The organism is Pelotomaculum schinkii (genome assembly GCF_004369205.1).
Lineage (GTDB): Bacteria > Bacillota > Desulfotomaculia > Desulfotomaculales > Pelotomaculaceae > Pelotomaculum_C > Pelotomaculum_C schinkii.
Window position 1 is genome coordinate 1,151,079 of sequence record NZ_QFGA01000001.1, and the last position, 13,090, is coordinate 1,164,168.

Genomic DNA, 13,090 nt, shown 5'->3' on the forward strand with positions numbered 1-13,090 from the left:
AAGTGAGATATTTGATTTTGGGCGCCAGCGCAACCGGGCTTAGCGCTGCCGGCGCCATCCGCCAAAACGATCCCTGGGGCGACATAACGGTACTGTCCGGTGACAGACATATTTACTCCAGATGCCTGTTGCCGGATGTACTGGCCGGCCGGAGGGACGCCGCAGCAGCTCGCTTTGTACCTGAGGACTTTCTGAGGAGAAATGGCGTCCGTTGGGCTGGCGGGGTTAAAGCTGTAAAACTTTTACCGGAGGAGAAAGGTGTAGCTGCAGACAACGGTGACAAGTTTTTTTACGACAAACTCCTGATTGCCACCGGATCGTCCTCTTATCTACCTCCGGTGGAGAATATCAACCGGGGGCGGCAGGTCTACGGCCTGCGCAACCTTGAGGACGTATGGGATATTACCAGGGCTGCCGGAAACTGCCGTCAGGCTGTCATTATGGGTGGCGGTCTGGTTGGTGTGGACGCAGCCGTGTCCTTAAATGAGAAAGGTTTGGCGGTAGTTATAGTGGAGATAGCCGGCCATATTTTGCCTCTGCAGTTGGACCAAAGGGCGGCAGCCAGCTATGAAGCATTATTCCGTAACCGGGGCATTGAAATCATTACCGGGGAAATGATGAACCGGATAATATTGGATGATCGGCAAAATGTTACCGGTGTACAGCTAAAAAGCGGCCGGGTGATACCTTGCGGCCTGGTAGTAGCCGCCACCGGCGTCAGGCCCAACATTGACTTTTTGGAGGGCACACCTGTTGAGGTGGGCAGGGGAATCAAAGTAAACGAATACCAGGAGACATCATACCCGGACATTTATGCCGCCGGTGATGTCTGCGAGTCTTTGGAAGTCTTCACCGGCAAAGTTGCGCCCACTCCTATCTGGCCTCTGGCGGTGCTGCAGGGGCAGGTTGCGGGAACAAACATGGCCGGAGGGCGCCGGAAAATAGTAAATAATTTCGCCTTTAAAAACTCAATGGAATTTTATGGACTAAACACCGTTTCCTTTGGCTTTCCCGAGGCGCCCGATACCAGCTATACGACCTATATCATGGAGAGTCCCGGCAGCTATAAAAAGTATATATTCAAGGACGGCTGCCTGCGGGGAGCCATCCTGCAGGGCGATATATCAAGGGCAGGGGTGACCGGGGCTCTAATACGTAAAAACACACCCGTTGGAGTAGCTCCCGGGAAATTATTTGATTTGAATTACGCATACTTTTTCAACCAGCGGGAAAACGGTGAGTTTGTTTTATAAAAGAGCCGAAATTTGTAAGTATATAAATTTCAGCCAAGTAATGTCAAGAAGTATTTAAAAAAAGGAGGTCTAACAATATGAAAAAATGGCGTTGCACTGTTTGCGGTTATGTTTACGAAGGAGAAGCATCCCCTGAAAAATGTCCAAATTGCGGAGCTCCGAAGGAAAAATTCGAGCAACTGACCACCTCCGGTCCGGACCTGGTGGACTGGAATAAGATCGGCGCGGCCAAAGGCTCCGGTTTTGAAAGCGATTTGGATATGCAGTTCAAAGGAGAGTGCATGGAGGTAGGCATGTATATCGCCATGGCCCGCCAGGCCGAACGGGAAGGCTATACTGAGATAGCTGAAACCATGAAGCGTATTGCCTGGGAAGAAGCTCACCACGCGGCACGCTTTGCTGAACTACTGGGTGAAGTTTTAAGTGAAAAAACGGAGGAAAACTTAAAAAGGCTGGTGGACGGCGAAGCCGGCGCCAACAGGGGGAAAAAAGACATTGCCGTCCGTTCCAAAAAGGAAGGTCAGGACGCTGTTCACGATGCCATTCATGAAGCTTGCAAAGATGAAGCGAGACATTGCATGGCTTTCCACGGGCTATTGAAAAGATATTTTCCTCAAGCGTAAAACCCGGTTTAGGGGCGACAAAGGTCGCCCCTTCTTCGTTCTTATCATTATATAAACCATGTGAATATTTTCAATCACAGTCTGGCGAAGACGTGAGAAAAAGGAAATAATATGTCCAAACTAAACATTTTATGATACATTGGAACTGAAAGGAGATGCTGTTTGTTGGATCAAAAGGTTTATGATAGGACAATTACCAATAAATATCTTGGTGTACAGAGGATAATTAAAGGCGGCTCGCCTTTGGAAACAAGGATAAAAGCGGAATCCCAGCTGGCCAAATGGGCCAGGCAGGAAAAGCTCCATAAAGAGCGGGAACGCTTTGAATCTTTAAAGGAACTGGCAGAGCTTGACACCCGGCAGGCCGGGAATGCCATCAAAGCTTGTGACAGTATACTAAAAATCAACCTTTGTTCGGCCAGTAAACTTGATTGGGCTTCTTTTTATCATGACCAGCTATTACCACCTTTCGTTTTCAAAGAACACCCGCCCCGCTACGAGCAGGTGGTCAGGGAAATGCGCATCCCCCGTAAAAGTTTTTTTAGTGAACTTATATTCCCCTCCGCCAGAAAAAAACGGCTGGCTCTGGAGGAGGCGGCAAGAGTTGCTTTCGAGGAACAAATGCGGGATTATAACGCCAAAAAAGAATCTGCACAGACCAGTTATGAGGCGCAGCGGGCAGCCTTTATAAATGAACAGTCAAAATTTAACCGCTCCGTGGACCAACTACAGCTGGATGTGGAAAAAGTACAACCATACGCCGTGGCAAGCCTGGCGCGCATAGCTTTGGCCGGTCTCGAACTGCCGGATGAAATTGAGGTGGATTTTGACGCCCATTACCACGGAACGGAAAAGCTTATCGTAATCAGCGGCATCCTGCCCGGGCCTCTTGAGATGCCCCGGATAGTGCGGTATGAATACCACGGGGAAGAAAACGGCATTTTGCCGGTAGAAATGGACCAGGACAGCTTCGAGCATTATTATGAGTCGACCTTGCTGCAGATAGCCCTGAGCGCTGTCCATAGAATATTCACATCTATTCCTGACAGGCAAATCCATATAGTGGGATTTAACGGCCTGATCGGAGAGGGAGAATCCTGTATCTTTACCTGCAAAACATCCCGTGATCTTTTTAATCCAATAGACCTGGCCCGGAATACACCTGATATGTCGTTTCAAGCTATGCAGGGAGTTATGGTCAAACCCGTGACCGGTTTAACTCCTGTTGAACCGCTCGCATGGCCGACAAAACCTACTTTTCTCCGCCCTGAAACCGGTGAAATTATTACCAAACCGGACGGCCGGCGCCAACCGGCAGCCTACCAATCAGGCGAAATCAAGAACGCAGCCAATGATCTTTTGGTAGGTTTGCTTGATCAGCTTGAGCAGGATTTAAGCAAAAGGCCCGGCGATGGTGATGTGGTACACTAATGGACGTGAGATGTGAGACGTGGGACGTGAGTATATCCTGCATTTCTATGGGGTCTTTTTCGCATGTCTCACGTGCTCTTTTATCCTGCTTTCCACTTTCGCATTTTTCACAACACCGTCTCACATCCCACGTCTCACGTCCCACGTCCCACGTCCCACGTCCCACGTCCCACGCCTCACGTCCCACGTCCCACGTCCCACGTCCCACGCCTCACGTCCCACGTCCCACGCCTCACGTCCATATTCTACGCCTTACGCCCTACGCCCTACGACCTTTTCATGGCTCAACGCATTTCGGCAAATTTCCAACAGCCCATCTGCTATAATAAAAGCCAGGAATATACTGACGAGGTTGGGGGTGCTTAGGATGGATGCTCTGCTCAAAGATCTTGCGTCCTTTTACCGGGAGCTTGACGAGTTTTTGCAGCCTTCGAACAAAGATTGCGGACTATGCGGCGCATGCTGCCTGAGGACAACATCGCTGCGGGTGTACCCCCCGGAAACGGAAAATATCAGGCGGTACGTAAAAAACGACAGATTGTTCAAGCTCTTTGAGAAGTTTGCCAGTAATTCTATTATCAGCATCTGGGGCGATACAACCGGCCACTGTCCTTTTCAGGAGGGGTTGCTCTGCTCCGTCTATCCTGCCCGCCCCTATCACTGCCGTATCTACGGTCCTTACCACCACCAGGGACGCGACCTTCTGAAAGAGTGTGTCTACCAGGGCGCAGCCAAAAGCTACAGCAGGCGGGAAGAGCTTCCCCTGATTGAAAAGCTGGATCAGCTAATTGAGAACTATCATAAACTGACCATGGAACCACAAAGTGTGTAAACCAAAACCATGAAAACTCCCTGAGCGCTTCATACCTTCCTTAGGGACATAAAAAGCACCCCTATGGCAGTGTTCAAATCCTGCCATAGGGGTACTTTCATTGACTGTCCCTTTTCCGGGGGGGGGCAGTCTCTACCCAGCTTAACCGACGTTTTTAAAGGCTTTGGCAGTAGACCCGCAAATAGGGCACTTCTCCGGAGCGTTATTTTCATGAATGTAACCACAAACCGTACACAGATAGTAATCGGTATCCGCCTTGCTGTCCAGGGCGGCCAAAGCTTTTTTGTACAGATCGGCATGGACTTTTTCCGCTTCGTTGGCGAAGGTAAATACCTTTTTGGCCTGACTGTTCCCTTCAGCTTCAGCTGTTTGGATAAAACCGGGGTACATTTGCGTAAACTCGTAGGTTTCCCCGTCTATGGCGCTTTGCAAATTTTCCCCCGTTGTTTTTATCCCTCCCAGGGCTTTCAGTTCCGCCTGGGCATGGATCGCCTCAGCCTCAGACGCCGCCCTGAACAGTTTGGCCACACCGGGATACCCTTCATCATCGGCTTTTTTGGCAAAAGCCAGGTATTTGCGGTTAGCCTGGGACTCTCCTGCAAAAGAGTCCTTTAAGCATTTTTCCGTACTCACGTTTTTCCCTCCTATTCGTTTGAAGTTTAATTATCCCAATTTCTTTGTAAATAATACCCACATCCATTTTATACGAAGGCACTGATGCCAGCAAGCCTTTTGAGGGCTTTCAGGTTGTCGCTGTCTCCGGTCCTGGCCCGGCGTAGCGCCCTCTCCAAAATGGAGATAGAACGGTCATAATCCTGACGGTTTACCGGAAAGGGGTGCCCGTCCTTACCTCCGTGCGCAAAGCTGTAACGTACCGGATCCTTACGGCTTGCTCCCGCGTTGTAAATCACCTCGGCGACAAGGGCAAACGCCCTGACCGTAGCAGGCCCGACCCCTTCTGTCGCCAGCATCCCCTCGAAGGTGGACGGCTGAAGATCATAAAGCCTGGCCAGGGTTTTTTCAATACGGTTGGCTCCCGGAACGGGATGAGCCGCCGGGAGATTCAGCGTCTTAAACTTGTCAGCGGGCATATCCGCAATCTTTTTCAGTGTGCGAATAACCTCATCCGGCCTTTGCGCCAGGTAAAGCGAGGCTTCCCTGGCCCCGGCGCTCTCCAGGGCGACCATATTTAACACAGCCCGCGCCGGTTCACCGCATACGGCCGAATGGGGTTCTTCCACAAAGGAATCCAATTTATCCCCCAGCCAGTGGTAGCGCCGCGCCCAACCGCCCGCCTGGTCCATGCCCTGCTGGACCACAGCCCACCTGCCGTCTCCGGTAAAAGCAAAGACATGGTGGTAAATCTGAAATCCGTCCTGTACTGCTGTATTGTCAACCTTGGCCGAAAGGCGGCTGGCGTACTGCAGGCAGGGCACGTCGACGGTAAGCCCGTAACGGTCGGCGTACTCCTCGATTTCCGACGGCGTTTTGCGGGAAGCCATGGCTTTTCCCCCGGCCAGGTAAATTCCCAGATCGTGTTGCCTGGGGCGTAAACCTTGCTTTAAAGCCCCGCATAAGACAGTGGTCAGGCCGGAAGAATGCCAGTCAAACCCCACCACGCAACCCAGCGCCTGGAACCAAAAGGGGTCGGAAAGCCGCTCCAGTACTTCTCCAGGGCCATACTCCTCAACCACCGCCTCAATAATAGCCGAGCTAAGCTTAACCATCCGGTCAAAGAGCCAGCGGGGGCAATGGTGTCCATGCAAGGGCAGGTTGGCTATGCCTGTTCGCATATACATCACCTCTTTGCTAGGCCTATTATACAACGAACACCAGTTCCCGGGCAATAAAAATTACCCTCCCCGGTCGCCATCAGCAATAACCGCATTTTAAAAATCCTGAAATGATTTCTTTGGAGCCTTCCCTTGCCCCATGCTGGAGACCTAGGAAGGAAATAATCCAGGTATAGAGAATACATTCATATTCTACACAAGAGAACGGTTTTCGACATGCAAAATACTTATAAGGTGGTGTGCAAGTATTGCGGAGAACAGTCCAGTTAATGATGTTGCTTGCAGTGCTTTTATTAACGGCAGGGTGCGGCAGCCAGGGCACAGAAAGCAAGGAAGTTAAGACCGCCGTTCCTGAGAAAATTGTGGTGCAGGCCCCGTTGGGACCTCCTACCGCTCCGCTTTTCAAGATGGCTGAAGAGAACCCGCTTAAAGGTACCAAGGTGGAACTGGTGATATACAAGTCCGTAGAGGAGGCTACCACCCGTGCCGTGAAGGGTGAGGCGGACTTTACCGTACTGCCTGTAAACGTGGCAGCCAAATTATATAACAAAGGCGTCGATATTTCCCTGGCCAATGTCAGCACCTGGGGCATACTTTACCTGGTGTCAACTGACAGCGCGGTTCAAGACTGGCATGACCTGACCGGCCAGGACCTTTATGTGGGGGCCAGGGGTTCTACTCCAGACGTACTGACCCGGTATCTGCTTGATAAGAACGGGCTTAAAGCAGGCGAAGTCCGGTTGAACTACCTGGAATCGCCGGAAATAGCCCAGATGATGATCAACGGGCTGGTTACAAATGCTGTGCTACCCGAACCCATGGTAACCCAGGTCCTGTTGAACAGCAAAGAATCCCGGGTAGTCAGGGATTTCTACAGTGACTGGCAACAATTCGAAGGATACTCAGCCCAACTGCCTCAGGCCGGGATGGTTGTCCGCAACGAATTCGCCAAAGCATACCCACAAGCATTACGCGAGTTCCAACAAGCCTACGCCAGGGAACTGGATTCGACCGTCGCCGACCCGGCCGGAGCCGCCCCGCTGATAGAAAAGAACCTGAAGATGCCTGCCCAGGTGTTTATCCAAAGCATGACCCGCACCCGCCTGAAATACGTTTCCGGCAGCCGGGCAAAACCCGATGTCAATACCTATCTAACCACACTTCTTGAATTGTCGCCGGATATGGTGGGAGGAAAGCTTCCCGATGAAAACTTCTTCCTGGCCGATTAGAAGCCTGCTGCCGCTTTCCGGGCTGGTCCTGTTTATCGCTCTCTGGCAAATGCTGTCCGGCCTGTATAACCATGTAATCATACCTTCGCCTGTAGAGGTCGTGCGTTCTTTCTACTCCCTGGCAGTCAGCGGAGAACTATGGGAGCAAGGCCGCCAGTCCATCGCGCGGGGACTGGCTGGATTCGGCCTGGCAGTGGGTGTGGGCACGCCCCTCGGGCTCCTGATCGGCCTCAACCCGGTGGCAGCCAGCCTCTTCAGGCCGGCAGTGGTGGTTTTACAGGTTACCCCGCTGATTTCCTGGCTGCTTTTGGCGATGATCTGGATTGGTTTTAGCGGGGTGCCGGTCTTTATCGTTTTTGTAACTACCGTACCTCTGATCGTGATCAATGTCTTCCAGGGTGTAAACGGCATTGACCGGCAGCTTTTGCAGATGGCTTCCATCTTTGGCATCAGCAAAGCGCGGATAATACGGGAGATTTACCTGCCCCAGGTGGCTCCCTACCTCATGGCCGGAGTCTCCAACGCCCTGGGTGTTACCTGGAAGGCCGTGGCCATGGCAGAATTCTTAAGCGTTCAGACAGGCATCGGGGCCAGTATGGCTGTAGCCAGGATCAACCTGGAAACAGCCGGCCTTTTTGCCTGGACCGCTTCTCTAATCGGCCTGGGTCTGGTAACGGACCGCCTGCTATCCTACCTGACCCGCCGCAAACTGAGCCACTGGATGTGATAGTTCGCTTGATTAAATTTGAACAGGTCCATAAAACCTTGGGACAGACCAGGGTCCTGGGTGATTTTTCTTTTTCTGCCGGCAAAAACAAGATCTTCTGCATCATCGGCCCTTCGGGCTGCGGTAAAACAACTATCCTGCAGCTCCTGTCCGGGCTGGAACAGCCTGATGCCGGCCGTATTACCGGGTTGGCCGGGCTCCGGGTAAGCTATGTGTTCCAGGAGCCAAGGCTATTGCCCTGGAAAACGGTAGCCGGGAACCTGGATTTCGCACTGCAGGATGTGGTATCTCCAGCCGAAAAGCAGGAACTTATCAAGAGCTACCTCAGCACGATGGGCCTGTATGAATATCGCGACAGCTATCCCAAAGCCTTAAGCGGAGGTATGAAACAGCGCCTCGCCATCTGCCGGGCCTTTGCCTTCCCGCATGACCTTTTGCTCCTCGACGAACCCTTTAAGTCACTGGACATGCCCCTTCGGCTGGGTCTGGTACGGCACGTGGTTAAAATGTGGCAGGCTGCGCCCCGCACCATTGTCTTCGTCACCCACGATATTATGGAAGCCCTGCTATTGGGACAACGGATTATGGTCCTTTCAGCCAGGCCAACCGAAATCCTTGAGACAATTGACCTGGACCTGCCTCACGAACAACGCAATGTCGGCGAGGAACCGCTAACCTCACTTTACACCAAAATGCTGGCTATGCTGGAAACCGAAAATAAAAAATATTACCCGGGACTGTAATCCGCAAATCAGGAGCATTACCCGGGTACTTCCCTCTGTGTTGATGCGGCCCCAGCAGAGGGAAAATACAAGGTATTTCTGCCAGTCCTAAATAATAGCATTTCTATAGGTCATTGTTAACTGGTTTTCGAAAAGCCTCTGGGGTAGTGGGCTTGGGGTTATCCTCCGCTCTCTTCGCAATTCAACATTTACCTTGGGATTCAAGTTGTGGTTTTGTTTTAGGCTGTTCTTTGTTGGAAACCCTGTTAACTTGCAATGATTACCTGATCTGATGAACAAGCCCCGCGTCTTTTAATAGGACGCGGGGCTTGTTTTTCAATCAACAAATTGTCCGGCAATCTTACTAGGCCTTACATACTTCCTCCAAAGCATCTTCCATGATGACCATGGCCTCGTTCAGTTGCTCATCGGTAATGACCAGCGGGCACAAGACCCTGACGACGTTACTGTAAATACCGGCCGTAAGTATGACCAGACCGCGCTTGAAACATTCCTTTGCCAGCCTGCCGGTTAGTTCTTTGGCCGGTTCTTTTGTTTTCAAATCCTTAACCAGTTCGATCCCAACCATGGCGCCCAGACCGCGCACATCCCCAATGACCGGATATTTTTCCTGCAGTTCTTGCATTTTGTGGACGATTAAGCTTCCGATCTTGGCGGCCCTGCCGGGAAGGTCTTCTTTCTTCATCATATCTATGACTTGCAGTCCCGCCACGCAGGAGAGCGGATTTCCGCCGTAGGTCCCGCCGATTTCGCCTGGATCGCAAGCCTCCATAACTTCGGCCCGCCCGGTTACCGCGCTTATGGGGAAGCCTGCTGCCAGCGACTTGGCGATAGTCATTAAATCGGGTACCACGTTGAAATGCTCAACGGCAAACATTTTGCCGGTACGTCCGAAGCCGGACTGGATTTCATCTGCAACAAACATTATACCGTGTTTGCTGCAAATTTCCTTGAGACCCGGCAGGTATTCCGGCGGCGGTACGAGGAAACCGCCTTCACCCTGTACCGGCTCAACAATGAGAGCTGCGATGTTTTCCGCCGATGTCTCCGCCACAAAGAACCTTGCCAGGTTCTTGACACACTGCATTTCACAGGAAGGATAGCTCAAGCCGAAATAGCAGCGGTAACAGTAGGCTGAAGGAACTCTATAGACCTCTGGGGCAAAAGGACCAAAACCGTTCTTATAGGGCTTGTACTTACTGGTCAGAGACATGGTCATCAAGGTACGGCCGTGGAAAGCGCATTCCAGTCCTATAATACCCGTCCTTTTGGTATACCTGCGCGCAATTTTTAAGGCGTTTTCCACTGCCTCGGCGCCGCTGTTGGCAAACATGGTCTTTTTGGGGAAATCCCCCGGGGTCAAATCCGACAGTTCATGAGCTAAGCGAACGTACGGTTCGTACATGGCCGTATTTATGTTGGTGTGTATGTACCGGTCAAGCTGCTCCTTAACCGCGTTCACCACCTGCTCCGGGCAATGCCCGGCGTTGGCCACACCAATACCGCCGGCGAAGTCGATGAACTGGTTATCGTCCACATCAGTAAGCATAGCCCCTTTAGCTTCCTTAACAAAGAGCGGGTAACTGTAGGAAATACCTCTGGGCACATAACGATTTCTTTCTTCCATAAGCTTTAACGCGTTGGGGCCAGGAACCTCGTTTCTCATTTTGACCACTTTGTGCTCCCCCTTATAATGTAAGATTAAGGCGCCTATTTATTAGAAAAGGAAAATTCCCCCAAACTGCCTCCTTCCCTCCAGGGATTCTGTCAGCCATGAGCTCTCATCCAACTGATTCCTTAAAAGCTAAGCAAATAGTATGCCAATAAGCCTGCACAGTCAGTTAATGCGACTAAGCCTTATTATAACAGACACCAGCCCTTATAAAGACTACCAAAATAATGCATATATGCATCAACGGTAACTGTACGCTTAAATTTTTACTTGACAGAGAAAAGTCTAAATGGTAAAATCCAGACAAATTTATCATACTTTTAAGCAATGGTGCTTATGAAATTCCTGACATGAGCACTTTTTTTATAAAAATGCTAATTAACTAAATAATCAAAATGTATTAATGCATTTCTTGAATGCACAATTGCATTTAAAACAACTCAGCAAAGCTTCAGCAGATCCCAAAAAAGCTTTAAAATTAATTAAAATTTTAATGCTATACTGCATTACATAAATATCTCGCCTGTGCCTTGTAATACATTGGGAAAGCATCCTATAATATCCATTCATATGAAACCCTTAATTTACAAGGCTTCAAGGCTCCGGCAGATTTACTAAAAGCATTGAAAATAGCATGCTATATGGCATTGATCCCATGTGTTTGGGAGTACGCAATACAACAGTTATCTATAGTATACCATACGAAAAATTGTCTTAGTATTCAAACTATGTTTAGATTACATTAGATTACTTTTCATGCTGGAGGGGTATTGATGAAAGGTTTCCATGGCAAGTTGCTGAGAGTTGACCTGGAAAGCCAAACCTGCCGGGAGGAAACTTTGCCGGAAGATATTTTAAGAAGGTATTTGGGCGGCAAAGGTTTGGGTTCTCACCTATTATTGCAGGAGGTTCAAGCGGGTGCCGATCCGCTGGGTAGCGAAAACAAGGTCATCTTTACGGTTGGACCGGCTACAGGCACACGCGCGCCGGGGTCCAGCAGGTACGGCCTTTACAGCAGGTCCCCCCTGACCGGAGGATATGCCGAATCATACTCGGGCGGCAAGGTTGCGCCTAAAATCAAAGCTGCCGGCTATGACGCCATTATCCTGGAAGGTCAGGCAAAGGAACCCTTGCTGCTTGAGATTTCTGACCTCGGAGTTAAATTTCACCCGGCAAAAGATTTATGGGGTACCGATACATATACAGCTGAAGATGCGGTTTTGGCCAGGGTTGGCGTAGCAGGCGCTCAGGCGGTGGTCATCGGACCGGCTGGAGAAAACCAGGTGCGCCTGGCATGTGTGGAAAACAATTACTGGCGCTCCGCCGGACGGGGCGGCCTAGGCGCCGTATTCGGCAGTAAAAACCTTAAAGGAGTTGTATTTCACGGCAGCAAAGTTACCCCGGTTGCTGACGAAAATCTCCTGAAACAGTTTGCCTCGCAATTGTTGCGAGAAAACAAGGATTTACCCGGCGTCAAGGGTTATCAAAAGTATGGCACAACCCAGTCGGTGGCCTTGCTTAACTCAGCCAAGGCATTTCCCACCCGTTACTGGTCAAAAGGTGTCTTTGAGGGCTGGGAAAAAATTTGCGGGGAAGCCTTTGTAACCAACTTTAAGGTTAAAGCAAAGACCTGCCCCAACTGCTTCATTGCCTGCGGCAAACTGGCCGAAGTTGAGCATGGCGTACGAGCAGGCCTTAAAGTTGAAGGTCCTGAATATGAAACCATCTATGTGTTTGGCGGGCTGTGCTGTATAGATCGAATGGAAGAAATTCTTAATTTGAACGACTTATGCGATCGCTACGGAATAGATACCATGTCAACCGGCAACCTCATCGCCCTGGCCATGGAGGCTAATGCAAGAGGCATCAACACCCGTTTCCCGGCTTTCGGTGATGCTGAAGGCGCAGCCAGACTGCTGGTGGAAATAGCTACCCGCCAAGGTGAAGGGGCTGTTTTATCAGACGGCATCATTCCGGCTGCCCAAGCTCTGGGACTTGAGGATGTAGCCATTCATGTCAAGGGCATGGAACCGGCGGGCTACGACCCGCGTGTTCTCAAGGGGGTAGGGCTGGGATATGCCACCTCAGCGCGCGGCGCCTGCCACTTAAGGGCTACCTTTTACAAACCGGAATTAACCGGGGTTATTCCCAGAGACACAACGGAGGGCAAAGCCGCCTTATATATCGACTATGAAGACCGCCTGACTATTTTGAACGCCATGATTTTGTGTGTTTTTTACCGGGACATGCTCCAGTGGCCGAAGCTGCAGACACTGATCAAAGCCCTGACCGGCGTCGACTACACGGTCGAGGAACTGCGCCGGATGGCTAACGAAATTATTACCATGACCCACCAATTTAACCTTCGGCAGGGCCTCGGAAGGGACAGCGACCGGTTGCCCAAACGCTTGCACCGGGAACCGTTGCCGGAGACCGGAGCGGTGATTACGGAAGCTGAGTTAACCCGCATGGTGGATGATTATTACACTTTGAGGGGGTGGCTATAAGAAAAGTCGCAAATGCTTGGCTGGGGGTGGGAACCGCCTTTATAAGCCCAGTGATATGCGAGGCTGCATTGAATACAGGCCGCTTGACCATGACAGGTCCGGCCGACCAAATGCTTAATGATCCTGAAGTGAAAAAGGCTTACATGGGCGGTCCTTAGTCACATGCCCGCCCTGTGTGGGGCCCTTCCTCTTTAAAGACAAAGGCATACTCCTCCCAATAGTGGCATATAAGCCCTGGAAGTAACAGAATATTCTTCCAATTTTATTGGGATTTTTCCTG

The 13,090-nt window shown here is 50.8% G+C and carries 11 protein-coding genes; 8 read left to right on the plus strand and 3 right to left on the minus strand.

What is annotated here, in order from left to right:
* Positions 1 to 2 precede the first annotated feature (2 nt).
* The 4 genes from Psch_RS05515 (at position 3) to Psch_RS05530 (ending at position 4,139) form a co-directional block, all read left to right on the plus strand.
* Positions 3 to 1,253, plus strand: a complete 1,251-nt coding sequence (locus Psch_RS05515) for an NAD(P)/FAD-dependent oxidoreductase (protein WP_190239421.1) — start codon at positions 3 to 5, stop codon at positions 1,251 to 1,253.
* A 77-nt stretch (positions 1,254 to 1,330) separates the two neighbouring features.
* On the plus strand, positions 1,331 to 1,876 hold the full coding sequence (locus Psch_RS05520) for an NADH peroxidase (RefSeq protein ID WP_190239422.1): 546 nt from the start codon (positions 1,331 to 1,333) through the stop codon (positions 1,874 to 1,876).
* 165 nt (positions 1,877 to 2,041) lie between these two features.
* On the plus strand, positions 2,042 to 3,307 hold the full coding sequence (locus tag Psch_RS05525; protein WP_190239423.1) for a hypothetical protein: 1,266 nt from the start codon (positions 2,042 to 2,044) through the stop codon (positions 3,305 to 3,307).
* A gap of 367 nt (positions 3,308 to 3,674) precedes the next feature.
* Positions 3,675 to 4,139 carry a YkgJ family cysteine cluster protein gene (locus tag Psch_RS05530; protein WP_190239424.1) on the plus strand — a complete coding sequence of 155 codons (465 nt, stop codon included), beginning with the start codon at positions 3,675 to 3,677 and terminating at the stop codon, positions 4,137 to 4,139.
* A 141-nt stretch (positions 4,140 to 4,280) separates the two neighbouring features.
* Here Psch_RS05530 and Psch_RS05535 read toward each other — a convergent pair whose 3' ends face one another.
* On the minus strand, positions 4,281 to 4,772 hold the full coding sequence (locus tag Psch_RS05535) for a rubrerythrin family protein (RefSeq protein WP_190239425.1): 492 nt from the start codon (positions 4,770 to 4,772) through the stop codon (positions 4,281 to 4,283).
* Between the two features lie 68 nt (positions 4,773 to 4,840).
* A complete protein-coding gene (locus tag Psch_RS05540; RefSeq protein ID WP_427910088.1) occupies positions 4,841 to 5,920 on the minus strand; it encodes a DUF763 domain-containing protein in 1,080 nt (359 codons plus the stop codon).
* Positions 5,921 to 6,180: 260 nt separating this feature from the next.
* Between Psch_RS05540 and Psch_RS05545 the strand changes: the two genes are divergently transcribed.
* From Psch_RS05545 to Psch_RS05555, 3 genes are read left to right on the plus strand one after another with little or no spacing between them, the layout of a single operon-like run.
* A complete protein-coding gene (locus Psch_RS05545; protein ID WP_190239427.1) occupies positions 6,181 to 7,161 on the plus strand; it encodes an ABC transporter substrate-binding protein in 981 nt (326 codons plus the stop codon).
* A complete protein-coding gene (locus Psch_RS05550) occupies positions 7,136 to 7,888 on the plus strand; it encodes an ABC transporter permease (protein WP_190239428.1) in 753 nt (250 codons plus the stop codon). Before Psch_RS05545 ends, Psch_RS05550 begins: the two co-directional genes overlap by 26 nt.
* A gap of 8 nt (positions 7,889 to 7,896) precedes the next feature.
* Complete coding sequence (locus Psch_RS05555) at positions 7,897 to 8,631, plus strand: ABC transporter ATP-binding protein (protein ID WP_190239429.1); 735 nt, start codon at positions 7,897 to 7,899, stop codon at positions 8,629 to 8,631.
* A gap of 343 nt (positions 8,632 to 8,974) precedes the next feature.
* Here Psch_RS05555 and gabT read toward each other — a convergent pair whose 3' ends face one another.
* A complete protein-coding gene (gene gabT, locus Psch_RS05560) occupies positions 8,975 to 10,297 on the minus strand; it encodes a 4-aminobutyrate--2-oxoglutarate transaminase (protein WP_190240237.1) in 1,323 nt (440 codons plus the stop codon).
* Positions 10,298 to 11,076: 779 nt separating this feature from the next.
* Here gabT and Psch_RS05565 point away from each other — a divergent pair.
* A complete protein-coding gene (locus Psch_RS05565) occupies positions 11,077 to 12,810 on the plus strand; it encodes an aldehyde ferredoxin oxidoreductase family protein (RefSeq protein ID WP_190239430.1) in 1,734 nt (577 codons plus the stop codon).
* The last annotated feature ends 280 nt before the right edge of the window (positions 12,811 to 13,090 follow it).

What these genes read in the sequence shown, in the direction of transcription:
- Psch_RS05565 (WP_190239430.1), top strand. Translation starts at nt 11,077, where the DNA reads ATGAAAGGTTTCCATGGCAAGTTGCTGAGAGTTGACCTGGAAAGCCAA.
- Psch_RS05550 (WP_190239428.1), top strand. Translation starts at nt 7,136, where the DNA reads ATGAAAACTTCTTCCTGGCCGATTAGAAGCCTGCTGCCGCTTTCCGGG.
- gabT (WP_190240237.1), bottom strand. Translation starts at nt 10,297, where the DNA reads ATGAGAAACGAGGTTCCTGGCCCCAACGCGTTAAAGCTTATGGAAGAA.
- Psch_RS05530 (WP_190239424.1), top strand. Translation starts at nt 3,675, where the DNA reads ATGGATGCTCTGCTCAAAGATCTTGCGTCCTTTTACCGGGAGCTTGAC.
- Psch_RS05520 (WP_190239422.1), top strand. Translation starts at nt 1,331, where the DNA reads ATGAAAAAATGGCGTTGCACTGTTTGCGGTTATGTTTACGAAGGAGAA.